A 23,304-nucleotide genomic window follows, 5' to 3' on the forward strand; every position below is an offset into this window, starting at 1 on the left:
GCCCCTCGGTGATTTGCACGGCGAGACTCTAGCAGAATCGCGGCAAGATTTGGGAGCGTATTCTCGGCCGGGCGATTAGCCGCGCTCGTGCTCCTTGAACCATTGCGCGAGGAAGTCGACGAAAACGCGGATCTTGGCCGGCAGGTAGCGGCGATGCGGGTAGACGGCGAAGATGCCGCCATTTTGCGGCCTGAAATCGTCGAGCACGGAGACGAGTTCGCCGCTCTCCAGCGCAGGGGCCGCAATGAAATCGGGCAGCGGCGCGAAGCCGAGGCCGGCGCAGGCGGCGGCGCGCGTCGTCAGCGGGCTGTTGACTTCGATCGGGCCGGAGACCGGCACGCTCATCATCTCGCCATTCTCGCGCTGGAACTGCCAGTTGGAGAGCCAGCGGCCATTGGTGTCGATGATGCAGGGCAGCTTGGCGAGGTCCTGCGGCTGCTTCGGCGTGCCGACGCGGGCGATGAGTTCGGGCGATCCGCAGACGCGGACGCTGAAGGGCGACAGCCGCCGCGCGATCATCGAGGAATCGGCAAGCCGGGTGATGCGGATCGCGAGGTCGAAGCCTTCCTCGACGAGGTCGACAAAGCGGTCGTCGAGGTGGATTTCGAGCGTGATGTCAGGGTGCGCGGCGGCGAAATCCACCAGCGAGCGGCCGATCGGAGCGTCGCCGAAGGTGCGCGGCGCGGTGAGCTTGATGCGGCCTTTCACGTCGCCGGAGGATTCGCGCACGCTTTCGGCGAGGCTGTCGATCTCACGCACCAGTTCGGAGGCGCGCTTGAAATAGGTGTGGCCGGCTTCCGTCAGCGAGAATTGCCGCGTCGTGCGGTTCAGGAGCAGTGCGCCGAGTTCGTCTTCGAGTTCGCGGACATATTTCGACAGGAGCGCCTTGGAGCGGCCGATCTTGCGCGCGGCGGCGGAAAATCCCTCCGCCTCCACCACGTCGATGAAGGCGCGCATGCGGGTGAGGGTGTCCATCAGGGAATGTTCCTTGCAATGCGGATGCGGGCGCCCCCTCCGGCGCTTCGCGCCACCTCCCCCGTAGACGGGGAAGGACCCACTGTCGGGGACGGGCGCGATGTCGATCCTCCCCTGCAAAGCGGGGGAGGGGGACCGCCGAAGCCGGTGGAGGGGGCGCAGAGGCCGAGCACGATGTCAATTCGCCATGATGCGGGTGGCGAGCGCGACGAGCGTGCGGTCGAAATTGCGGGGGCCGATGAGCGAGATGCCGAAGGGCGCGCCGTTGACCGTGCCGAGCGGGATCGTGATCTGCGGCAGGCCGGAGAGGCCGGAGAGGCAGAGGAGCCGGAGTGCGCGCTCGCGATAATCGAGGAGTTCATCGCCGCTGGACGCGCTTTTCGGCGCGGCGCCGGGCATGGTCGGCAGGACCAGAACACCGTCCGCGCCGAGAAGCGCTTCGAGTTCGGCGCGCAATTCGGTGCGCTTCTTCGTCTCGTCGACCGCGACCTCGCAGCCGAGCGTCTTGCCGAACTCGAACCGGGCGCGCACGGCGGGGTCCATGTTCTGCGTCTTCGAAACGAAATCGCCATGGACGGCCCAGGCCTCGTAGGCCTGGATGCGGCGGAACATCCAGTAGAGGTCGTCGACCGAGAAGGAGAGGGCGGGGGCTTGCTGCGCGGCGCCGAGGGCGGATTCCACGATGGCGACCATGCGGGCATATTCGGCGGCTTCATCGGGGCCAAGCACCAGGGCGTCGAAGGCGGCGAGGCGCAGCGAGCGGACCTTCGGCAGCGCGGCGGGCGCTTGCCCGAGCATGATGTCGGCGACCTTCTCGTAGGTCGCGGCGTCCTTTGCGTACCAGCCGAAAACGTCGAGGCTGGGAGCGAGCGGCATGGCGCCTTCGAGCGACAGCAGGCCGTGGGTGGCGCGAAGGCCGATCAGGCCGCAGAAGCTCGCCGGGCCGCGCACGGAGCCGCCGGTGTCCGACGCCGTTGCGATGTCGCAGAGGCCGCCTGCGACGGCAGCGGCGGAGCCGGAGGACGAGCCGCCGGTGACGCGGTCCGAAGCCTTCGGATTGACCGGTTGCGGGAAGTGGACGTTCTGGCCCATCAGGGAGAAGGTCAGTTCCTCGGTCTGCGTCTTGCCGAGATAGGTCGCGCCGGCGTCGAGCAGCTTCTGCACTGAGGGTGCGGTGGTCGTCGCGATCTTCGAGGCGCCGGGAAATTCGGGATTGCCGCCGCCGGTGGGGTGGCCGGCGACATCGAAGATGTCCTTGACGCCGAGCGTCAACCCGGCGAGCGGGCCTGTCGCGGCATGCGGAACATCGATCTGCGGGTAGTCGAGGAAAGCGTTCAGGTCGTCGCGTGTCGAGGTCATCGTTCAGTCTCGTTTGACGTTAACCGCAAGGTCGTTCAGTGCGCCCGGTTTTTCAAGGCGGGTGCAATTTTTCATTGAACGAATCATCATTTCTGCCTATATCCGCGCTTGCCCAAAGTCGCACGTGCCTGTGGGTGTCCGCCGACCCTCGAATGGTGAGGGAACCGGTAAGGTACCTGGAACTAACCCCTCCAGTCGGTCTGTCGGCCAACCGCCAGTCCGAGGACATCTTGAAGCAACGACGGTGCGGGCCTTTCTGGTGTTTTCCCGGTTGTCCAAAGACCGGGGTACTCAAAGAGGCACACCCTCATTGCCGGCAGTGCGGAGGCATTCTCCAAAGCTGAGGCAGACAAAGCGAGCTTTCGCCGAAAGTGGCGTTCGCTCACCGCCGCGTAAGCGGGTCACACGGTTCCGGTGTCTCCACCGGCTGGTTCCGTGTCGGCTGTCGCATACGCCCTTTGTCCACCGCCCGTCCGTGGCCGCGTGCCGAAGACGGGAGCAGCAAGACGCGGCATATGCCGCGATTGGAGACGAACATGGCTACGCAGCGCGTCCTCGATTTCCTCGCCACCCGCCGTCCCTCGGGCCCCTGCCTCGTCGTTGACCTCGACGTCGTCGCCGACAATTTCAATGCCTTCGAAAAGGCGCTGCCCGAGAGCAAGATCTATTACGCCGTGAAGGCCAATCCTGCGCCGGAGATCCTGCGCCTGCTGGCCGGTCTCGGCTCGTCCTTCGACACCGCCTCGGTCGCAGAGATCGAGATGGCACTCGACGCCGGCGCGACGCCCGATCGCATCTCCTTCGGCAACACGATCAAGAAGGAGCGCGACATCGCGCGTGCTCACGAGCTTGGGATCGATCTCTATGCCGTCGACAGCGTCGAGGAAGTTGAGAAGATCGCCCGTGCTGCGCCAGGCAGCCGCGTGTTCTGCCGTGTGCTGACCGATGGCGAAGGCGCCGAGTGGCCGCTGTCGCGCAAGTTCGGCTGCGTGCCGGCGATGGCCGTCGACGTTCTGCGCCATGCCAACCGGCTCGGCCTTGCCGCCTATGGCGTCTCGTTCCATGTCGGCTCGCAGCAGACCGACCTCGGCGCATGGCACAAGGCTCTCGGCGATGCCAAGGCGGTGTTCGCGCGTCTTGCCGAGGAAGGCATCCTCCTCAAGATGGTCAATATGGGCGGCGGCTTCCCGACCCGTTACCTCAAGGACGTGCCGACCGCGCAGGCCTATGGCCAGGCGATCTTCCAGTCGCTGTCAAAGCATTTCGGCAACCGCCTGCCCGAGACGATCATCGAGCCGGGCCGTGGCATGGTCGGCAATGCCGGCACCATCAAGTCGGAAGTCGTGCTGATCTCGAAGAAGGCCGACAACGACAATGTGCGCTGGGTCTTCCTCGACATCGGCAAGTTCGGCGGTCTCGCCGAGACGATGGACGAGGCGATCCGCTACCCTATCGTCACCGAGCGTGACGGTGACGAAAAGGCGCCCTGCGTGCTCGCTGGCCCGACCTGCGATTCGGCCGACGTCATGTACGAGAAGACGCCGTACCCGCTGCCGCTGACGCTGACGATCGGCGACGAAGTGCTGATCGAGGGCACCGGCGCCTACACGACGACCTACGCCTCGGTCGCATTCAACGGCTTCGAGCCTCTGCGTTCATATGTGATTTGAGGGCTCGCGCCTTCGGATCATCCTGTCGGCGGGAGATCGCCGGCAGGCTCGCTTGTGGAACAGACCTCCGCTCGTGAAGGATGGTGGAGATGGAATTTCGGACCCTTAGTGTCAGCGTCGATTTGCGCGATTGGGTGATCTCCCCCCTTGCGGGGGAGATGGGTGGCAACCCAGAGGGGGGCGCTGTCCCGCTGCCCTCTCAACATGATCGTTTGTGCTCGACGTTGCCCCCCTCTGCCCTGCCGGGCATCTCCCCCGCAGGTGGGGAGATCATTCACGTCATCGTTGACGCGGAAACTGCGGGCGACGTTGCCGCGCGCGATGCGCTGCTCGACCGGGCCATGGGGCCGCGGTGGAAGAAGAAGTCGTCGGAGAAGCTGCGCCGCGGGCGGTTGCCGGCCGAGGGGCTGGCGTTCGTCGCGCGCGATGCGGCGGGTGGGGTCGTCGGGACGGTGAGGCTTTGGGACGTGGCGTTCGGGGGTGAGGTTGCAGTAGCCCCACCCTTTATCCCTTCCCACAAGGGGGAGGGAGGGCATGCACGTCACGCTCTTCCTTCCGGCAACTTCGCTGAAAGCGCAGGCGGGGCGCTTGCGACTCCCTCCCCCTTGTGGGGAGGGATGAAGGGTGGGGGTGGCCTCGCACCATCGCGTCCGATGAAGGCACTCCTGCTTGGCCCGCTCGCGGTCGATCCGGAGGCGAAGTCGGGCGGGATCGGGTCGGCGCTGATGCGGCATGCGATCGACGAGGCGAAGCGGCTCGGGCATGGCGCGATCCTGCTCGTGGGCGACGCGGCGTATTACGAGCGGTTCGGGTTTTCGGCGGAGAAGACCGGCGAACTCGCCATGCCGGGCCCCTATGAGCGGCACCGGTTGCTGGGGCTGGAGCTTGCCGAAGGCGCGCTCGATGGCGCGCGGGGGACGCTGGTTGCGGCGGGGCGCCGGGTGGCTCGCGAGCGGGTCCGCAAGGTCGCCTGACGCGGCCGTGGCAACAAAAAAAGGCGGCTCGAGAGCCGCCTTTTTCATGTCCCGGGAGGAACGCGCTCAGATCAACTGGCTAAGCTGCATGGCGACGGACATGTCGCCTTCGACCTTGATTTTGCCGGTCATGAAGGCGGCGGTCGGGTTGAGTTCGCCGGCGATCAGCTCTTCGAAGTTTTCCTTCGAGATCTTAATCGTGCAGTCGGCCGGGGCGTCGGTCGTCGATACGTTCTGGCCGTCGATCACGATGACCTCGTCGCCCATGTCGAACTTGACCGAACGGTCGAAGCCGGAGGTGGCAACCTTGTCGCGCATCTTGGCGGCAATCGCTTCGGTGTCCATTTCGATACTCCTCTAGGAATGGCTGGATTGAACCGATGCGTAGCAGCCGATTGACGTTTACGTCAACGACAATCGGTGGCAGCGGTAGCCGTCTTGCAGGCGGGGGCAGTTATTGTTATCACGCATAACAATAATCGGGAGGACACCGATGCCGATCGTTTCGATGCCGGGCCTGCGCCCGGTCAACATGGGCGAACTGGCGGCCGAGATGAGCCGCGAGGGCCCAGGGGGCAGTATCATTCGGGTACGCGCCAAGGCCGCCCTCGATCCCTATCCGCGTTCGTTGATCGACCGGCTGCGGCATTGGGCCGACGTCGCGCCTGACCGCGTTTTCCTTGCCGACCGTGGGCCGGATGGCGAATGGCGAAAGCTGACCTATGCCGAGGTTCTCGACAAGACCCGCGCGATCGCGCAGGCGCTGATCGAGCGTGACCTTTCGACCGAGCGGCCGGTCGTGATCCTGTCAGGCAATTCGATCGAGCACGGGCTGATGGCGCTCGGGGCGATGATGGCGGGGATCGCCTATGCACCGGTGTCGCCGGCCTATTCGCTGGTATCGAGCGACCATGCCAAGCTGAAGCACATCTTTTCGCTGCTGACGCCGGGTCTGGTGTTCGCCGCCGAGGGTGGGCCTTTCGCCAAGGCGCTCGATGCGGTGATGACGCCGGACATGGAACTGGTCGTCGCGCGCGACGCGCAGGGTGGGCGGGACGCGCTTTCGTTCGACGATCTCCTTCGCACCCCGCCGACCGATGCCGTCGAGGCGGCGGAGACGGCGCTGACCGGCGATACGGTGGCGAAATTCCTGTTCACCTCCGGCTCGACCGGGATGCCCAAGGCGGTCATCAACACGCACCGCATGATGGCCTGCAACCAGGTGATGATCGCGACCGCGCTGGCGTTCCTGAAGGACAAGCCGCCGGTGATGGTGGACTGGCTGCCGTGGAACCACACCGCCGGCGGCAACCACAATTTCGGCATCGCGCTCCACAATGGCGGGACGCTCTACATCGACGACGGCAACCCGACGCCGGCGGGCATCCTGAAGTCGGTGCGCAATCTCGAGGAGGTCGCGCCGACGCTCTATTTCAACGTGCCGAAGGGCTTCGAAATGCTGGCCGAGCATCTGTCGAAGAACGACAGGCTGCGCGAGACGTTTTTCTCGAAGGTCGAGCTTCTGCAATATGCCGGCGCGGGGCTCGCGCAGCATGTGTGGGATGCGCTGGAGCGGCTGGCGATCCAGACCACCGGCCACAAGATCATGATCGTCACCGGCTACGGTTCGACGGAGACCGCGCCCTTCGCCTCGACGACGACCTGGCCCGTCGGGCGGCCGGGCGAGGTGGGCTTGCCGGCGCCGGGGCTGGAACTGAAGCTGATCCCGGACGGCGAAAAGCTGGAACTGCGGCTGAAGGGACCGAGCATCACGCCGGGCTACTGGCGCCAGCCGGACAAGACGGCCGAGTGTTTCGACGAGGACGGGTTCTACAAGATCGGCGACGCGCTGAAATTCGTGGATGCGGACGACGTCAACAAGGGGTTCCTGTTCGACGGGCGCGTGTCGGAGGATTTCAAGCTGTCGACCGGGACGTGGGTGAACATGGCTGGCGTGCGCGCCGGCCTGATCTCGGCCTGCGCGCCCTATGTGCGCGACGTCGTGCTGACCGGGCTCAACGCCAACCATATCGGCGCGCTGTTGCTGCTGGACTTCGACGCCGCGCGCAAGCTCGACGCTTCGCTTGGCGGCGCGGACGAGAAGACGGTCGCGCATCATCCGGCCGTTCGCGCGGAAATCCAGAAGCGGCTCGACGCGCTGGCGGCCAGGTCGACGGGAAGCTCCAATCTCGTCGCGCGTGCGATCATCCTCGACACGCCGCCCTCGATCGACAAGCATGAAGTGACCGACAAGGGCTCGATCAACCAGCGCGCCGTGATGGCCGCGCGGGCGGGGCTGGTCGACGATCTCTACGCCGAGCCATCGCCGGCCCACGTTCTCATCGCCAACCGAAAGGCAGCCTCATGAGCCAGCATCGCGGACTTCGCTATTCCTTCGAGGATGCCTGGCTCTATGACGGCATCCGCACGCCCTTCGTGGACTATACGGGCGCGTTCGCCGAGGTCTCGCCGATCGATCTCGGCATCAAGGCCGCGCGGGCGGTGATCGAGAAAACGGGCATTTCGCCGGACGAGATCGACACGACGATCGCCGGCTCGATGGCGCAGGCCTCGTTCGACGCCTACATGACGCCGCGCCATATCGGGCTCTACGCCGGCGTGCCGGTCGACCGGCCGGCGCATCTCGTCCAACGCATCTGCGGCACGGGGATCGAGGTGATCCTGCAGGCCGCCGACATGGTGGAGCAGGAGCGGGCGGGCGTGGTGCTGTGCGCGGGCGCCGAATCCATGAGCCGCAATCCTGTCGCCGCCTATACGCACCGCAACGGCTTCAAGATGGGCCAGGTCGCGTTCAAGGACTTTCTCTGGGAAGCGCTGCTCGACCCGGCCTGCTCGTGCACGATGGGCGATACGGCCGAAAACCTTGCCCGCGATTACCAGATCACCCGCGAGGAGGTCGACCGCTTCGCCGAACGCTCTTTCGCGCGCGCGGTGAAGGCGCAGGAGAGCGGGTTTCTCGCCGGCGAAATCGTGGACGTGACGAGCGAGACGTTTTCGGCCGACGGCTTCAACGACCGCGGCATTCGCCTGCCGCGCAAGGTGGAGGCGGTGACGGTGGACAGCCACATCCGCGTCTCGCCCTACGAGGCGCTGGCGAAGATCCGGCCGGCTTTCGGGGGTGTCCAAACTGGTGGCAATTCTTCGGCCGTGGTCGACGGCGCGGCGGCTTCGCTGGTCGGCTCGAAGGCACAGGCTGCAAAGAGCGGCATTACGCCGATCGCGCGCATCGTCGCCGGGGCGAGTGTCGGCGTGCCGCCGCATATCATGGGCATCGGACCGGTGCCGGCGATCCGCGCCGTTCTCGAAGAGGCTGGATTGACCCTCGACCAGATCGACCGGATCGAGATCAACGAGGCGTTCGGCGCGCAGATCATGGCGTGTATTCGCGAGCTTGGGTTGGATGAGGAGAAGACCAACGTCAATGGTGGCGCGATTGCGATCGGGCACCCGCTCGGGGCGACGGGGATAAGGATCACGACGACGGTGGCAAGGGAATTGCAACGCTCTGGCGGGCGGTACGGGATTGCGTCGGCGTGCATCGGCGGCGGGCAGGGGATTGCGGTGTTGGTGGAGAATGTAGGGGCGGCGTAAGGCAGAAATCCTCGCGCTCTACGTTGCCCCCCCTCTGCCCTGCCGGGCATCTCCCCCGCGAGGGGGGAGATCATGCGCGACGACGACGAGATTAATCTCCCCCCTTGCGGGGGAGATGGGCGGCAGCCCAGAGGGGGGCGCGAAGGAACGTGGCCGATAGCCGAGAGGGAAACTGATGCTCACCAACACACGCGACGTCGAGATCGAGTGGGGCGATTGCGATGCCGCAGGGATCGTTTTTTATCCGCGCTATTTCGCCATGTTCGATGCCTCGACCGCCTATCTCCTCGAAAAGGGGTTGGGGATGAAGAAGATCGCGTGGACGAAGAAATTCGGCATTGTCGGCATTCCGATGGTCGATACCGGCGCGAAGTTTTCGATCCCGTCGCGCTATGGCGATGTGGTCGCGATCGAGAGCACGATCAGGGACATCCGCCGGTCGAGCTTCGACGTGGCGCACCGGGTGCTGAAGGGCGACAAGGTCGCCATCGAGGCGCATGAGACGCGGGTGTGGACGGGGCGCGATCCGGACGATGCGTCGCGGATCAAGGCCGTCGCCATGCCGGACGAGGTGGTTGCGGCGCTGTCGGCAAATTAGTCGGGCGCGACGATCCGGTCCAGCAGTTCGATCAGCCGGTCGCGTTCTTCCGGGCCGCCGAGCTTTTCGACGAGCCTGTCCTCGTGCGCGGTCCAGACCGCCATCATCTTGCGCACGAACTTGACGCCTTCGGGCGTCAGGTGCAGCGAATGGGAGCGCTTGTCGGTGTCGGCCTTGCGCCGTTCGGCGAGGCCCCGCTTTTCGAGGCTGTCCATCAGGGCGACGAAATTGGCGCGCTTGATGCCGAGTTCTTCGGCGATCTCGGTCTGTTTGAGCCCGGGCCTGCGCGCCATGACGGAGAGCACCGAGAATTCGGCCGGGCGCAGCTTCATGCGCGCGAAGCTCTCGATGAAATCCTGAAAGACGTAAAGCTGCGCGCGGCGCAGGCGATAGCCGATGATCGCCTCCAGCGCCGGGATCGCGCCGAGGTCGGTCGCGCTCAACTCGTCGAGGCGCGGGCGGCCCCGCTTGGCGGTTTCGGGCGGTCTCGTGGTGGCGTCGCTCATAGGACCTCGTAGAATGCGATCTTGACGCAATCGGGCTCGCGCGCGCCCGAGCCGACGAAGACCGTCCTGTTGAGCCAGGCATAGCGGGCATCGCCCGTCTCGAATCGCGGCTGCGTGCGCATATAATAGCGCGATGGATCGACGATTTCGCCTTTTGCGAGGGCGTCCAGCACTTCCGCGGGCCCGTGGCGGTAGCCGAAATTCCGGATGTCGATGACGGCGCCGTCATGCGTTTCCATCGCATAGCGGGTGTCGAGTTCGGCCGAGCCGTCGGCGAAGATCGTCTGCCAGTCCGCGCCGAGGTTCAGGATGCGGCCGGAAAGCCGCTCGCCCGTCACGGTGCCGCCGACGATCGGGATCATGCGGCGGCCGCCGCGCGGGGAAAGGCCGAGCTCGACAGGTGCGGCGAGCTGGACCTTCAGGTCGCACAGATGCGCGAGGCGCAGTCCGTCCGTCATTCGTAAAGCGCGTCGTGACGGGTCAGCGCTTCGCGATAGCCCTCATAGAGCTCGTCCGGATTGCCGCCGACGGCGGTAACTTCCGCGCGCCAGTCGTCGAGCAGCGGTGCAGCCGCATCGCGCCAGAGCTGAATCTCTTCGGCCGTCGGCTCGTAGAGCGTGTGGCTGTCGTCGGCGATCATCTTGTCGCGGCCCGACGCCTCATTGTCCGCCCAACCCTCGGAGAAGCGGCCGGACCATTCCGGCGTGCAGTGATCGTCGATGACCTGGCGGTTTTCCTCCGACAGTCCCTCATAGACGGACTTGTTGAAGAGCAGCATCTGGGAGGAGATATAGAACGGCATGTCGAGATGGTATTTCGTCTCGGAATCGATGCCGAAGATGTAGATCGAGTTCCACGGGAAGGTCATGGCGTCGGCGGTGCCGCGGGCGATCGCCTCGCGCGCCTCGGGGGCGGAAACCTGGATCGAGGTGCCTCCCAGCCGGGCGACGAACTTTGCCATCGTGGCGTGCGCCGGGCGGATGTTCTTGCCGCGGATGTCCTCAGGCACCTTGACCTCGGTCTTGGAATGGATCGTGCCGGGATCGTGCGGGTTGATCAGGCAGAAATAGACCTCGGACATCTCCGTTTCGGCGATCGGGTCGTACCACTCGTGCAGCGCAACCGCGCCGCGCTTGGAATCGGAGACGTGGAAGGGGATTTCGGCCAGGCCGTAGATCGGGAAGCGGCCGGCATTGTAGCCGGGATTGACGTAGCCGATGTCGGCGATGCCGTCGCGCGTCATGTCGTAGTGGTCGGCTGGCGCGCCGAGTTGGCTCGACGGGAAGATGGTGATGCCGATGCGCCCTTCGGACGCTTCCGTGATCGACTGAATCCAGTCGGTCATCGCGATTTCCTGCACCGGATGCGTCGGCGGCAGCCAGTGGGCGAGGCGCAGGTTCACTTCTTCCTGCGCGTAGGCGCCGGTCGACGTACCGACGAGCGCCGCGAGAATTGCGGTCTTCACGAGCTTCATGATGTCCTCCCAGACATTTTGGCCAGACAGTTTTGCCGTGGCAAGCTGCCGGTTTCCTCCCTGCAGCTTGAACGAAATTCGATTGTTATGATACAGAACAATTAAATCAAGCAAAAAGGCGCGGACGGGCCGCCTGCGAGGGAAATCGACATGAATGCGATGACGGGTTCGTCAAAGAGCGGCGCGGATGACGTATTGCGCGTGACGATCGACGGGCGGATCGCCCATCTGGCCTTCAACCGGCCGGCCAAGCGCAATGCGATCAACGACGCGACGCTTGCCGCACTCGACGCCTTCTTCTCGAACGTGCCGCAATGTGTGCGCGCGATCGTTCTTTCAGGCGAGGGCGGGCATTTTTCGGCCGGGCTGGACCTGAGCGAGCAATCCGAGCGCGAGGCTTCCGAAGTGCTCCGCCACTCGCGCGGCTGGCATGCGATCATGGACAAGATCCAGCTTTCGGGCGTGCCGGTGGTCTCGGTGCTGACGGGCGCGGTGATGGGCGGCGGGCTGGAGATCGCTTCGGCGACGCATGTGCGGGTGGCCGAACCTTCGGCGAAGTTCCAGTTGCCCGAGGGCAAGCGCGGCATCTTCGTCGGCGGCGGCGCGACCGTGCGCGTCGGGCGCATCATCGGACCGGACCGGATGACCGAGATGATGCTGACCGGGCGGCTCTACACGGCCGAAGAGGGCGAGCGGCTGGGGCTGGCGCATTACCTCGTCGGCGAGGGCGACGGGCTGGCCAAGGCATTCGCGCTTGCCAACGACATCGCCGACAATGCCTCGCTGGTGAACTACCTCATCATCCAGTCGATCGCGCGCATCAACGACATGTCACGAGCCGATGGGCTTTATGCGGAGAGCCTGAGCGCCGCGCTGTCGCAGACGGGGGCGGATGCGAAGGAAGGGCTGATGGCGTTTCTGGAGAAGCGGAAGCCGAATTTCAGGTAGGACCTGACGGATCGGCGGGGGTGGGATCAGGATGTTTTTCCTGAAGTGAAGAAAGCCCGTCAGGGCATCACATCAGTGCCCGCCATCCGCCTTCTTAGGCTCGGTCTGGGCGGCGGCGGCGGCGCTGTCCCAGCCGCGGAAGCTGGCGCGGCGGATGTCGGCCTTGGACAGGAAGTCAACCTGCTCGATCAGGACTTCCGTGATCAGTTCCTCGCCGATCTTCGCATTGACCGCATCGCGCAATCCGGCGCGGAAGGCGTCGATGTCGAGCGTGTCGACCTGCGAGAAATCGACCGAGGGGTCGGCATAGAGTTTCGTGTAGACGGCGTCGGTGAGCATCGCGTCTGCCGGAACGACGAGCTGCTTCAGGCGCTCGGCCGGGGCGGTGAAGACGAGGCGGGCGAGGAAGTAGCCCTCGACCTCGCCATTCTTCAGTTGCGGCACGGAGACGACGTTGAGGCGGACGTAGTCGAGCCCACCGAAGGCGCCGGCTTCGGGCGCGGGAGCTGCCGCCGCGACTTCGCCGGCCTGCTGGAAGGCGTAGAAGACGGAGCCGGCCGTTGCGGCGGCGATCCAGACGGCGGCGGCGACGAGCTTGATCATCTGCGCTTCACTTCCGGGAATTCGGCCTGCGAATAGGTGCCGTCGGCCTCCGCGTCCTGCAGCGCGGTCTTGACCAGGGTCGCGACCTCGGTAACGGCTTCCAGATGGGCGACGATGACGCCCTGGTTGACCGCGAGCTTGTCGCGCAGGCGCTCGATAGCAGGACGGTAGGTGGCGACGAGCGCCGCATCGTCCTGGCCCCGGATCGCGCGCGTCAAATCATAGAGGTGACGGCTCTTGCGCGCGTTCGAGGCGGCGATGTCGAAATTCATGTCGGTGCGGATCGCGGTGGTTTCCGTCTCGACTGCTTCTTCGATGCGGGCGAGGATGGTGCCGAGATCGGCCGGCGCGGCGGTAGCGCGTGCCCGCGCGGTGGTGGGCTGAAGAGCTGGTGCTGAAAAACTCGTCATGAAGCAAAATCCTGATTCATCGCAATCAAATCAACTGTCGAAAAGACCTGTATCCGTGCCCGCCAGATCGGGCTGCAACGCCATGCGCTGGGCCTGGTGGAGAATGGACTGAGTGACCAGCGAACGGCCGGCGCCGTCGAGAGCGGTATGGTCCTCGTTGCGGGCGTAGTAATTCTTCAAGATGCGGTCGGCGACGCCGATACCGCCGCTGTCGGCCATGACGCCGGCGATCTGCTCGGCCATCATCGAACGCCACATGTCGCCGGCAAGGCCCTTGCCGAAGACCGCTTCGCTTTCTTCCGGCAGCATCGACTGGATGAAGCTCTGGAGCATCATCGCCTCGAACTTGCGGAAGGCTTCGGGTGTCGCGCCTGCATGCCTTGCCGGTAGTGGCGATGCCGGCGAGGCGACCTCGAAACCAGGCGCGTTCGCCGTCGAGACGCGCGCGGCAAGGCGCTCGCGGGCGGCTGCCACGTCGTCGGCGCTCGCGGCGCGGGCGACGTCCAGGACGATGTCGACGGGCGGGCTGATGGCCAAGAAATTCCTCCGTTCGCTGTCTTGCGACTATCGTTCAAGAAGCTTGTGGCAGCCTTACTTCGGTTTTGCCGGCTGTCGCGAGAGCGCTTCCGTCTGGTCGCGCTCGTCGGCGAAGCGTTCGTCGGCGCGGCGCGAGATCGCCACCTCGCGCCCGACCGCATCGAGTCGGGCGGATGCCTTGGCGACGCGAAGGCTCTCGACATGGGCGTTCGCCAGATGCTGCTGCTTGGCCGCCGTCGCCGAAGCGACGCGTGCATGGTAGATTTCGGGAAAGACGCTCGACAGCGAGCCTTCGGCGTTGAACGCCTTCACGACGTCTTCCGCCTCCTCGGCCGCGAACCGCGCATTGGCGGTGTGCAGGGCCTGGCGCGTCTCGTGCAGTTCCTTGAGCTTTTCCTGGAGGACAAGGACCTTGGTCAGGCGGTCGGTGCGGCGTGACATGGCTATCTCGCAATGGTCGAGGGAAGGAAGCCGTCGACCGCCAGCGACAGGAAGGGGCCGATGGCGAACCAGGCGAGGATCAGGCCGCCGGCAAGGACGAAGGGCAGCGACACGAAGTAGATCGGAATCTGCGGCGTCAGCTTGTTGATGAGGCCGATGGCCAGATTGACGAGGATCGCATAGGCGATGAAGGGCGAGCCGAGCCGCAGCATGACGAGAAAGGCTTCCGAGAGCGTGTCCGAAATGTCGGCCAGCGCCGATGCGGGATTGTAGAGCGTTTCGACCGGCGCGACGGTGTAGCTGTCGACCAGCGCCCGGATGATCTCGTGATGGAAGTTGAAGACGAAGAGCAGCAGCAGCACGGACAACGAGATGATGGCCGCAAGGGCGCCCTGCGGGTCCGGCTCCTCGATAGCGGTGCCGCCCATCGCGTTGAAGCCCGACATCATGCCCATCGCCGAGCCGATGAACTGGACGGCGAGGACGTAAAGCCTGGCGACGAGCCCGATCAGCGCGCCGATCAGGACCTCCGAGACGATCAAAAGCAGGAGCGCATCCGGCCGCGACGAGACGAAGGGGACGAGAAAATCCCACAGATGCGCGAGCAGCGCGAAGGTGACGGCGACGGCGACGAACAGCCGGATCTGCACCGGCACGCGTATGCTCGACAAGCCCGGCATCAGCATGAAGGAGGCCCCGATCCGGCAGAAGGCCAGGAAGGCGGCGATGACGATGGCGTCGAGGGATGCCGGCAGGTCCAATTCGGCCCCCTGTCAGGAAACCGAGCCGAGCACCTTTATCTCGACGCCGCGCGCGATCTCGACATGGGAGAGGACGGGCAGGGTGGAGAACAGGCGTTCGATGATCATGCGCACATAGGGGCGGGCTTCGGGCGCGGCGACGACGACGAAGCGCTCGCCCTTTTCCATCTGCTCGCGGATCGCCTTCGAGGCCTGGTCGCCGAACTCCTCGAGCTGGCGCGGGTCGATGTCGAACTCGCGCACCTCGCCCTTGGCGTCGCGCTTGAGGCTCTGATGGAAGGCGAGGTCCCAGCGATTGCCGAGACGCATGACCTTGAGCACGCCGCCTTCGGCAAGATCGCCGCAAATCTGCTGCGCCATGCGGATGCGCACATGCTCGACGATCTGCTCGGTGCGACGCACATGCGGCGCGATCTCGGCAATGGCTTCGATAATGAGGTGCAGATTGCGGATCGAGATGCGCTCGGCGAGCAGCAGCTTGAGCACGGCCTGAAGGCCCGGATAGGTGATGTGCGTAGTACAGATCTCGTCGGCGAGCTTCTTGTATTCGGGGTCCTGGCGCTCCAGCAGCGCCTTCATGTCCTTGTAGGACAGAAGCTGCGGCAGGTTGTTGCGGATGACCTCGGAAAGGTGCGTCAGCAGGACCGACATGTTGTCGACGCCGGTCAGCTTCTCGCGCTTCACGTCCTCGGCGAACATTTCGGGCACCGAGAAGGCGCGCATTCCGAAGGCCGGTTCGCGCACTTCCTCGCCGGGAAGCTGCGGCAGGTCGCCGGTGCCGACCAGCACCATCAACTCGCCGACGCGCATCTGGTATTCCGCGACGACGGTGCCGTGGATCTTGATCTGATAGCTCTTCGGCGGGATCGAGAAGTCGTCGGTGAGCTTCACCTCGGGCACGACGAAACCGTATTGCGCGGCGAACTTCTTGCGCATCTTGCCCATGCGGAAGGCGAGTTCCTGATGCGATGTCAGGAGCTTGGTCGAAAGCTGCTTGCCGATCAGGAGCTCGACTTCGGCGGTGCGCAGCGAGGACTTGACCGACTGCTTCTCCTCTTCCTCCCGTTCCTCCTTGTGCTTCTGCTCGACGGCCTGCGCGGCGTCCTTGTCACGCTGGCGCTGACGCGGGATGACGTAGGCGAGGCCGGCGAGAGCGCCGCCGAGAACGGCGAACGGCATGAAGGGCAGGCCCGGCATGAGGCCGAGCGTGAAGAGAAGAACCGCGGCGACGAAGAGAGCGCGCGGATAGGCGCCGAGCTGGCCGAAGACGGCCTTGTCGGTCGAGCCGCGTGTGCCGCCCTTGGAGACGAGAAGGCCGGCGGCCAGCGAGACGATGAGCGCGGGAATCTGCGTGACGAGGCCGTCGCCCACCGACAGCTTGACGAAGACGTCCGCCGCCTCGCCGATCTGCATGTCGTGGCGGGCATAGCCGATGGCAATGCCGCCGACGATATTGATCGCGGTGATGATCAGACCGGCGATCGCGTCGCCGCGCACGAATTTCGACGCGCCGTCCATGGAGCCGAAGAAGGAGGATTCCTCTTCCAGTTCGCGGCGGCGAAGCTGGGCCTCCTTCTCGTTGATGAGACCGGCCGACAAATCGGCGTCGATCGACATCTGCTTGCCGGGGATCGCGTCGAGGGTGAAGCGTGCGCCGACCTCGGCGATACGCGTCGCGCCCTTGGTGATGACGATGAAGTTCACCACGATCAGGATCAGGAAGACGATCAGGCCGATGACGAAATCGCCGGCCATGACGAGATTGGCAAAGCCGCCGATGACGTGGCCCGCCGCGTGCGTGCCCTCGTTGCCGTGGGAAAGGATGACGCGCGTCGTCGCGATGTTGAGCGACAGGCGCAGCATGGTGACGATGAGAAGTACGGTCGGGAAGGCGGAGAATTCGAGCGGCCGCTGAATCCAGAGCGACACCATCAGGACGAGGACGGAGACGGCAATGGAGAAGGCGAGGCCGAGATCGATGAGGAAGGCCGGGATCGGCAGGAACAGCACCGCCAGGATGACGATGATGCCGAAGGCAAAGCCGATGTCGCGGCCATTGTTGCGAACCGGCGCCGCGCTCATTGCTTCGTTCATCGCCATACGAATCGTCCATGCCTGAAGCGGCCGCAAGGCGACCGGGATGGCTGAACGCTAGAGGATGAAGCTTGCGCGAAAGGTGCGGGGGATTTCGATCGTGTCTTCCGACTTGGCGGCGCGCGGCGGTGTTCGGGTTTTTATCGAAGGGGACCCCCACCCTTTATCCCTCCCCACAAGGGGGAGGGAGGGCATCCACATCGTGTCGACCCATCGGCGTGGAGCCTAGCTGAAGCCTTGGGTGCCACGCTGACGGACTCCCTACCCCTTGTGGGGAGGGATAGAGGGTGGGGTCACTTCGCGAGAAACCCGTCAGAACCCGCTTTCGATGCGCTGGAAGATGACCGTGGAGAAGCTCGAAATCTGCGCGCCGACGAAGGGGCCGGTGAGGGCGACGGTCAGGAGGATCGCGACGATCTTCGGAACGAAGGTCAAGGTGATTTCCTGGACCTGCGTCAGCGCCTGGACGAGGGCGATGCCGACGCCGACGGCCATGCCGACGACGACGGCCGGGCTCGACGCGACGAGCACCACCCAGATCGCGTATTGGACGATGTCGAGCGCGTCGGCTTCATTCATGGCGTTCGGGCCGGATCAGCGAATGGTGACGCCCGGCAGGATAGGGATCTGGCCGCCGGATTCCAATACGGCGACGACGCCGTCGGAATAGAGCTTGATCTCCTTGACCTTGCCGGTGACCGAGCCGTCATGGCTGACGACCTCGCGGCCGATCAACCCGCTGGCCTGCGAAAGCGCGGAGGCCTGGAGGATGTCGTCGAGCTTCTTGTTCATCTGCACCTGCTGCTCGACCTGGCTGAAGGTGGCGAGCTGGGCGACGTATTCGGTCGATTCCATCGGCGCGGTCGGGTCCTGGTTCTTCATCTGCGCGACGAGAAGCTTCAGGAAGGATTCGTAGTCGACGCTGGCCGCGCTGGTGGCGCTGGTCGGGCTCGCCTGGCTGGCGCTGGTCAGGGCTGCAACGTTCATCGCGTCATTCTCCGGCGAGCAATTGGGGTTCGGGCGCACGGCGCACCGGCAGGGGCGTGGCGCCGAGGATGGTGTCCTCGCGCGGGAACAGGCCGCGCAGCATCTTCATCGCCTCGTAGACCTGACCTTCGGCGACGAGCTGGTCGATCTGCTTCAGATCGGCCTTGATGGCGTCGGAGGAGAAGGAATCGATCAGGCGCGGCAGCGACTTGCGGAACATGGAGCGCGCGTCGTCGGCCTCCTGCGGGCTGATCAGCATGATCTGCACGACGAAATAGAGCTGGCGCAGCGGCGTCACCGCCGCCTCGGGCTGCATGACGTGGTTCTCAAGCAGGAACTGTACGTCATTCATGAATTCCAGTGAGACCTTGCGGTCGGTCCGGATCACGGCGCCGTTGACGTAGATCTTTTCGCCGGGCTTGAGCGTGATCTTCAAGGTGTTCTTCATTGCAGGCCGTCCCGGATGATTTCCGACACTTCGATCAGGCCGTCGAAATTGTCCGAGCGGCCCTGGCGGACTTCCTCGCCCTCGCGCAACAGCCAGAGGCCGATGGAGATGAGGTTGGCGCGCAATTCCTTGGGCAACGCGTTCTCGGCCGAGCCCAGATCCTCGATGAAGGACGTCCAGACGCGGTTCATGAAGTAGATCGCCTCGATGGACTTCATCGAGCGCGTGCCGGCGTCGCGGGCTTCGACCAGGAGGTCGATCGATCGTGCGAGCACCTGCTTCTCGCGGTCGCGGGCATCCGCGACGGAATCTGTCTGAATGTCTGCGTAAGCGAACTGGTACATCAGCAGGCCGATCTTTCTGTGCGGGTGATGTGGGTCATCAGGACATGAACCTGAGCAGGGAGAGCTGCTGGATGCGTGCCGTGAGGGTGTAGGAGGTCTCGACCTGCGCCAGAAGCGACGTCAGCCGCGTGCTGGCCTCGAACGGGTCGACGCCGACCATGTCGATCTGGGTGCGCTTGAACAGGTCGACCTGCGTCGTCAGGCGGTCATTGGCCTGGGAGACGCGGTTCTGGGCAAGGCCGACTTCGGACTGGATGGAGGTCAGGCTTTCGATCGCGCCGCCAGTCAGGGAGATCGCCTTTTCGGTAAGCATGCGCTTGGCGTCCGGGTCCATGTCGCGATCGACCAGCCCGACGACGATCGCAGCCGCCATCGCAAGCTGGCGGATGCCGCCTTCGTTTACGGATACGGAGGTCTTGGCGGTTTCATTGAGCGCGATCCGGCTCTGGATGGTCTCATCGCTGGCCTGTGACCAGTTCACGTTCCAGTTGTCGATGATCTGCGTTTCGGCGGCGGCAAGAAAGGCCGTCATCGCGGCCGCGTCGATCGGGTCGGGCAGGCCGGCCGCCAGGGCATCGAAAGCGATGCGCGCGTCCGAGCCCGGATCGGTGAAGTCGGCGAGCGGGCGCACATCGGTGTTGGTGCCGGCGAAGATGTAGCCGCCGTCGATCGTGGCGTTGAACATGGCGTTCATCGTCGTCAGGACCGACATGCCCTGCGTGCGCGGGACGGCCGGTTCGAGCGCGCCGTTGAGCATCGTCGTCAGGGTGCCAAGCATCTGCTGCGCGATCTCGCGGGTCTCGCCGAGCGCATTCTGCGTCGCGTCGAGCCGGGTCGTGACCATGCCGTTGGTGCTCTTGATGTTGTCCAGCCGCGCGATGTCGCGGTCGAGCGAGACCGAGTGGCCGGTGCGCATGCCGAGATGCAGGCCGCGGTCGGCGACCTGAAGGGTCGTGACTTCCTTCTCGGCCCGGATCATTTCGGCTTGCGCGCGCGCCATCTGCAGGCGAAGCGCCTGGCTGACCGCATTGGAGGAAACGGACATCGCCTTCATGGAACTACCTAACCGTCGCCATCAGCGTTGACAGCATATCGTTGGCGACCTGCATCAGCTTTGCCGAGGCCGCATAGGACTGTTCGAGTTCGAGCAGCTTGGCGAGTTCGTCGTCGATGTTGACGCCGGTCTTGTTCGACAGCGCCTCGGACGTGCGGGTGAGCGTCGCGCTCTTCTTTTCAGCGGCGACGGATGAAAGCTGGCGCTGGCTTTCGAGCCAGGAGATCGAGGCGGTCGCGTAGGCAGACAGGCTGCGCGCGCCTTCGATGCCGCCATCTGTCGAGAAGGTGCGATCGGCGTCGAAGCCGTCCATGAGTCTGGTGATCTGACCGGTGAAGCTAGCTTCGGGCGTGCCGGGGGGTGGCACGGGATTCAAAGAACCGTCGGCACCATCACGAATGGCGTGGGGGTTCGTGACGTAGTCTTGGTTGACGATCAGCGTTCCGGCCGTCTCCTGGGCTGACGCAAAGGTGAATAGTCCGTTGACGCGGGGCGGGCCTTCAGCCTCTTTGAAGCTATCGACGAGCGCGCGGGCGATCTCGTCGAGCTGGTTCTGCATCTGCGGTGCGACCGTGTCGCGAAGCTGGAGCAGGCCGGCGATGTTGCCGCCGGCATCCGTATCGCCGCCCTGGCCGGCCGAAAGCGGCACGCCGTCGATATAGACCTGATTGCCCGACTGCCCAGCGAGCAGCATGGGCGAGGGCTCGAAGGTCGCCTTGCGGGCGACGGTTTCGAACAGGGTGACGCCATCCTTGGTGAAGATCACCATGTCGCTGTCGCCGCGCAACTGCGTGGTGACCGGCACGATTTCGGAGATCTGCTTGACGATGCCGTCGCGCAGGTCGAGCGATTCCGAGGCGTCGCGGCCGAGGCGCGTCGCGGTCATGACGTCGGTGTTGATCTTTTCGAGGTCGGCCAGCAGCGAGTTCAGCTTGTCGACCGACTGCTTGATCTCTCCGTCGGCGTCCGTGCGCAATTGCTGGATCGCGGTCGTGCCGCCGTTGAGCGTGCGCACCATGTCGCCGGCCGAGTTGACGACGTTGACCGCAAGGCTGCGGTCACCGGGCGATGCGGAATAGGTCTGCAATGCCATCTGCAATTCGCCCAGCCGCATGGCGGGCGAGGTGGAATTTTCCACGCCGTTGACCGAGAGGCTCAATCGCTCGTAGCCGGTCGCCAGCGTGTTCTGCGCGTGCCAGACGGACAGGGCGTCCGAGTTCTGGCGCATCAGCGCGGCGTCGGCCGCGCGGGTGATCGAGACCACGCGCGCGCCGGGGGCGGTGCTGGCGAGCACCGCCTGACGCCGCGTGTAGTCGGTGTTGTAGGCGTTGGTGATGTTGCGGGAAACGACACTCGTCTGCCGTGACGTGTTGGTCAGCGACGACTGCGCGGTGTTCAGGACAGACGATAGTGACATTTCCCACTTCAGCCGGGCACGACGCCCGGTCCTAACGCTTCAGGTTGACCAGGACGTCCAGAAGGTCTGCACCCGTCTGGAAGACTTTCGAGTTTGCCGTGTAGTTGCGCTGCGATTCGATCATGCTCGTCAGTTCCTCGGCGATGTCGACATTGGAGCCTTCGAGCGCGCCGGCGACGATTTCGCCGAAGTTCGAGGTCGTCGCGACGCCGATCGTCATGCCGCCCGAGCCGTTGTTGGCCTGATAGACGTTGCCGGGCAGGGTCGTCAGGCGGTCCGGGCTCGTGACGGTGGCGATCGGGATGCGGAAGAGATTGATCACCGAACCGTTCTTGTTCAGCGCCGATACCATGCCGTCGAGGTCGATCGAGATCTGGTCGAAGCCGCCGGTGCCACTGCCGTTCACGGCCGGTGCGCGTGCTGTGTAGTCGGCGGCGAGCGACTGAGTGCCGGCGAGCGAAAGAGTGAACGGTCCGCCATTGGGGATCGTGAATTGAACGTTGGCGTTGTCCGGGTCGATGATCGCGCCATTGACCGTGCTGAACTCGATCGTCTGCGTGATGTCGTTCAGGGGGCCGGAGGAGTAGGGGAAACCGCCATTGGTCGGATCGGCAGTGCTCGCGTCATATGCGGCTACTTCCCACTCGTTGTCGCCGGGGCCAACCTTGGTGAAGTAGAGGTCGATGATGCGTTCCTCGCCGAGGCCGGTGTAGACGGTCATCGAGGTCTTGCCGCTGAACTGGGCGCCGACGACGTTGTCGCTGGCACGCGAGCCAGCAGGAACGTTTTCGGCCAGCGCCGGAAGGTTCGGCGAGAACGCGCCTTCGGTGGAGGGCGAGGCGGTGAGGCCGGTGGACGAGATCGAGACGACCTGCAGATCGTCCGGCGTCAGGCCGGCGGCCATGTTGGTGGTGCCGAGCAGGTAGAAGCCGGCGGCGTTGACGAGACGGCCCTGCGCGTCGGGCACGAAGGAGCCGGCGCGGGTCATGAACTGGTCGCCGGCGGCGTTCTGGACGAGGAAGAAGCCGTCGCCCTGGATCGCGATGTCGGTCGTTGACGAGGTGAACTGGAGCAGGCCCTGGTCGGCGATCGAGTTGCGCACGGTCGTCTTGACCGCGCCCGACGAATAGGTGCCGTTCTCGCTCGGCAGGATCAGTGCCGAAAATTCCGTATAGGCGCGCTTGTAGCCCATCGTGCCCGAATTGGCGATGTTGTCCGCCACCGTGCCCAGACGGTTCGACTGCGCATTCATACCCGACACGCCCGTGCGCATCATTCCGTAAAGGCTCATTCCGGTCTCCCCGAGGTTCGCGATCTGCCTTCGGCGAGGATAGGCGAGATGTCTTGCGCGAGGCTGGCGGTCCGGTTCGTTTCGGGCGCCTGCCTCATCTCAGCCGACGAGCTGGTAGCCGAGGAAGCGCTTGGAATCGATCGGGTCCGCGCCCAGCTTCTCGCGCAGCTTCTTGCGCAGCTTCGAGATGTGGCTTTCCACGACGTTCTCCTCGACATCCTCGTCGAAGACACCGTAGATCGCGTTGAAAATCTGCGTCTTGGTGACCCGGCGGCCGCCATTGCATGCCAGATATTCCAGGATGCGGCGCTCGCGGCGCGGCAGCGGCAGCGGCTGGCCGGCGACCTGCGGATCGCGCCCGTCGAGGAAGATGCGAAGCTGGCCGATATCGGTGAACGTCGCCTCGTCCTGCGCGCGGCGACGGATCGCCGCGATGCGGGCGAGAATCTCGCGGATGTGGATCGGCTTGCGAACCACGTCGTCGACGCCGGCCTCGAAAAGCTTCAGCGTGTTTTCCAGCGAGGGCTGTTCCGACAGCGCGATGACCGGCGCGCTCGTCCGGTCGCGAATGCGGGCCGGCGACGCGATCTCGGTGTCGCAATCCCCCAGGAGAACCGCGCGCACCGCGCCGATGTCCTCGTCCGCCGCGCTTTCGACCCACTCGCCGAATTCACGTGCGCCGAAGCCGACGCTCGCGACACCTTCCCGGTTGAAAAGGGAGTGGTAGCCGTCCTTCACAAGGTCGCGCTCGTCCACGATCACGATCATTGGCCGCCCCCCGAATCAGTTAAGTAATATCGT

At 64.9% G+C, this 23,304-nt stretch carries 26 protein-coding genes; 6 read left to right on the forward strand and 20 right to left on the reverse strand.

Features of this window, described 5'->3' with window-relative positions; translation table 11 throughout:
- Positions 1 to 75: 75 nt before the first annotated feature.
- Positions 76 to 975 (reverse strand): LysR family transcriptional regulator, encoded by a 900-nt coding sequence (locus ACT6QU_RS03040; protein ID WP_024587730.1) that lies wholly within the window; start codon positions 973 to 975, stop codon positions 76 to 78.
- Positions 976 to 1,152: 177 nt separating this feature from the next.
- On the reverse strand, positions 1,153 to 2,334 hold the full coding sequence (locus tag ACT6QU_RS03045; protein ID WP_444563790.1) for an amidase: 1,182 nt from the start codon (positions 2,332 to 2,334) through the stop codon (positions 1,153 to 1,155).
- A gap of 536 nt (positions 2,335 to 2,870) precedes the next feature.
- On the opposite strand from ACT6QU_RS03045, the gene odc2 reads away from it, so the two are divergent.
- Both odc2 and ACT6QU_RS03055 read left to right on the forward strand, forming a co-directional pair.
- Positions 2,871 to 4,004 carry an ornithine/lysine decarboxylase gene (gene odc2 / locus ACT6QU_RS03050; RefSeq protein WP_444563789.1) on the forward strand — a complete coding sequence of 378 codons (1,134 nt, stop codon included), beginning with the start codon at positions 2,871 to 2,873 and terminating at the stop codon, positions 4,002 to 4,004.
- 239 nt (positions 4,005 to 4,243) lie between these two features.
- Positions 4,244 to 4,978 (forward strand): GNAT family N-acetyltransferase, encoded by a 735-nt coding sequence (locus ACT6QU_RS03055; RefSeq protein ID WP_444563810.1) that lies wholly within the window; start codon positions 4,244 to 4,246, stop codon positions 4,976 to 4,978.
- 66 nt (positions 4,979 to 5,044) lie between these two features.
- Here ACT6QU_RS03055 and ACT6QU_RS03060 read toward each other — a convergent pair whose 3' ends face one another.
- Complete coding sequence (locus tag ACT6QU_RS03060) at positions 5,045 to 5,323, reverse strand: SCP2 sterol-binding domain-containing protein (protein ID WP_024587726.1); 279 nt, start codon at positions 5,321 to 5,323, stop codon at positions 5,045 to 5,047.
- 148 nt (positions 5,324 to 5,471) lie between these two features.
- Here ACT6QU_RS03060 and ACT6QU_RS03065 point away from each other — a divergent pair, with 148 nt between their 5' ends.
- From ACT6QU_RS03065 to ACT6QU_RS03075, 3 genes are all read left to right on the forward strand, one after another.
- The gene (locus ACT6QU_RS03065) at positions 5,472 to 7,346 is read left to right on the forward strand and encodes a feruloyl-CoA synthase (protein WP_444563788.1); all 1,875 of its coding nucleotides are present in this window, start codon (positions 5,472 to 5,474) and stop codon (positions 7,344 to 7,346) included.
- Complete coding sequence (locus ACT6QU_RS03070) at positions 7,343 to 8,590, forward strand: thiolase family protein (protein WP_444563787.1); 1,248 nt, start codon at positions 7,343 to 7,345, stop codon at positions 8,588 to 8,590. Before ACT6QU_RS03065 ends, ACT6QU_RS03070 begins: the two co-directional genes overlap by 4 nt.
- Before the next feature lie 175 nt (positions 8,591 to 8,765).
- Entirely contained in the window at positions 8,766 to 9,188 is a 423-nt protein-coding gene (locus tag ACT6QU_RS03075) for an acyl-CoA thioesterase (RefSeq protein WP_444563786.1), read from the forward strand.
- Here ACT6QU_RS03075 and ACT6QU_RS03080 read toward each other — a convergent pair.
- From ACT6QU_RS03080 to ACT6QU_RS03090, 3 genes are read right to left on the reverse strand one after another with little or no spacing between them, the layout of a single operon-like run.
- The gene (locus tag ACT6QU_RS03080; RefSeq protein WP_444563785.1) at positions 9,185 to 9,694 is read right to left on the reverse strand and encodes a MarR family winged helix-turn-helix transcriptional regulator; all 510 of its coding nucleotides are present in this window, start codon (positions 9,692 to 9,694) and stop codon (positions 9,185 to 9,187) included. The two genes, ACT6QU_RS03075 and ACT6QU_RS03080, sit on opposite strands and share 4 nt — an antisense overlap.
- Positions 9,691 to 10,152: a DUF3237 domain-containing protein gene (locus ACT6QU_RS03085; RefSeq protein ID WP_444563784.1), complete on the reverse strand. Its 462-nt coding sequence runs from the start codon at positions 10,150 to 10,152 to the stop codon at positions 9,691 to 9,693. The genes ACT6QU_RS03080 and ACT6QU_RS03085 overlap by 4 nt, the downstream gene beginning before the upstream one ends.
- Positions 10,149 to 11,168 carry a TRAP transporter substrate-binding protein gene (locus ACT6QU_RS03090; protein WP_444563783.1) on the reverse strand — a complete coding sequence of 340 codons (1,020 nt, stop codon included), beginning with the start codon at positions 11,166 to 11,168 and terminating at the stop codon, positions 10,149 to 10,151. The genes ACT6QU_RS03085 and ACT6QU_RS03090 overlap by 4 nt, the downstream gene beginning before the upstream one ends.
- A 150-nt stretch (positions 11,169 to 11,318) precedes the next feature.
- Here ACT6QU_RS03090 and ACT6QU_RS03095 point away from each other — a divergent pair, with 150 nt between their 5' ends.
- A complete protein-coding gene (locus ACT6QU_RS03095; protein ID WP_444563782.1) occupies positions 11,319 to 12,116 on the forward strand; it encodes a crotonase/enoyl-CoA hydratase family protein in 798 nt (265 codons plus the stop codon).
- Positions 12,117 to 12,188: 72 nt separating this feature from the next.
- On the opposite strand, the gene ACT6QU_RS03100 is transcribed toward ACT6QU_RS03095, so the two are convergent.
- The 14 genes from ACT6QU_RS03100 to ACT6QU_RS03165 form a co-directional block, all read right to left on the reverse strand.
- On the reverse strand, positions 12,189 to 12,719 hold the full coding sequence (locus ACT6QU_RS03100) for a hypothetical protein (RefSeq protein ID WP_444563781.1): 531 nt from the start codon (positions 12,717 to 12,719) through the stop codon (positions 12,189 to 12,191).
- Positions 12,716 to 13,129, reverse strand: a complete 414-nt coding sequence (locus ACT6QU_RS03105; protein ID WP_444563780.1) for a hypothetical protein — start codon at positions 13,127 to 13,129, stop codon at positions 12,716 to 12,718. Before ACT6QU_RS03105 ends, ACT6QU_RS03100 begins: the two co-directional genes overlap by 4 nt.
- 30 nt (positions 13,130 to 13,159) lie before the next feature.
- Positions 13,160 to 13,666 (reverse strand): rod-binding protein, encoded by a 507-nt coding sequence (locus ACT6QU_RS03110; protein WP_444563779.1) that lies wholly within the window; start codon positions 13,664 to 13,666, stop codon positions 13,160 to 13,162.
- A gap of 54 nt (positions 13,667 to 13,720) precedes the next feature.
- Complete coding sequence (locus ACT6QU_RS03115) at positions 13,721 to 14,107, reverse strand: hypothetical protein (RefSeq protein WP_024587715.1); 387 nt, start codon at positions 14,105 to 14,107, stop codon at positions 13,721 to 13,723.
- Positions 14,108 to 14,109: 2 nt separating this feature from the next.
- A complete protein-coding gene (gene fliR, locus ACT6QU_RS03120) occupies positions 14,110 to 14,862 on the reverse strand; it encodes a flagellar biosynthetic protein FliR (RefSeq protein WP_444563809.1) in 753 nt (250 codons plus the stop codon).
- Between the two features lie 18 nt (positions 14,863 to 14,880).
- Positions 14,881 to 16,968, reverse strand: a complete 2,088-nt coding sequence (gene flhA, locus ACT6QU_RS03125; protein WP_444563778.1) for a flagellar biosynthesis protein FlhA — start codon at positions 16,966 to 16,968, stop codon at positions 14,881 to 14,883.
- 306 nt (positions 16,969 to 17,274) lie between these two features.
- Positions 17,275 to 17,541, reverse strand: coding sequence for a flagellar biosynthesis protein FliQ (gene fliQ / locus ACT6QU_RS03130; protein WP_024587712.1), 267 nt, complete (start codon positions 17,539 to 17,541; stop codon positions 17,275 to 17,277).
- Between the two features lie 15 nt (positions 17,542 to 17,556).
- The gene (gene flgD / locus ACT6QU_RS03135; RefSeq protein WP_024587711.1) at positions 17,557 to 17,949 is read right to left on the reverse strand and encodes a flagellar hook assembly protein FlgD; all 393 of its coding nucleotides are present in this window, start codon (positions 17,947 to 17,949) and stop codon (positions 17,557 to 17,559) included.
- Positions 17,950 to 17,953: 4 nt separating this feature from the next.
- A complete protein-coding gene (gene flbT / locus ACT6QU_RS03140) occupies positions 17,954 to 18,397 on the reverse strand; it encodes a flagellar biosynthesis repressor FlbT (protein ID WP_024587710.1) in 444 nt (147 codons plus the stop codon).
- Positions 18,394 to 18,741 (reverse strand): flagellar biosynthesis regulator FlaF, encoded by a 348-nt coding sequence (flaF, locus tag ACT6QU_RS03145; protein ID WP_024587709.1) that lies wholly within the window; start codon positions 18,739 to 18,741, stop codon positions 18,394 to 18,396. Before flaF ends, flbT begins: the two co-directional genes overlap by 4 nt.
- A gap of 37 nt (positions 18,742 to 18,778) precedes the next feature.
- Complete coding sequence (locus ACT6QU_RS03150; RefSeq protein WP_444563777.1) at positions 18,779 to 19,795, reverse strand: flagellar hook-associated family protein; 1,017 nt, start codon at positions 19,793 to 19,795, stop codon at positions 18,779 to 18,781.
- Positions 19,796 to 19,799: 4 nt separating this feature from the next.
- Complete coding sequence (gene flgK / locus ACT6QU_RS03155) at positions 19,800 to 21,212, reverse strand: flagellar hook-associated protein FlgK (protein WP_444563776.1); 1,413 nt, start codon at positions 21,210 to 21,212, stop codon at positions 19,800 to 19,802.
- 31 nt (positions 21,213 to 21,243) lie between these two features.
- Positions 21,244 to 22,503 carry a flagellar hook protein FlgE gene (locus ACT6QU_RS03160; protein ID WP_444563775.1) on the reverse strand — a complete coding sequence of 420 codons (1,260 nt, stop codon included), beginning with the start codon at positions 22,501 to 22,503 and terminating at the stop codon, positions 21,244 to 21,246.
- Positions 22,504 to 22,602: 99 nt separating this feature from the next.
- Positions 22,603 to 23,271, reverse strand: a complete 669-nt coding sequence (locus ACT6QU_RS03165) for a response regulator transcription factor (protein ID WP_024587705.1) — start codon at positions 23,269 to 23,271, stop codon at positions 22,603 to 22,605.
- Positions 23,272 to 23,304: the final 33 nt, after the last annotated feature.

It is taken from the genome of Aliihoeflea sp. (assembly GCF_052435475.1).
GTDB lineage: Bacteria > Pseudomonadota > Alphaproteobacteria > Rhizobiales > Rhizobiaceae > Aliihoeflea.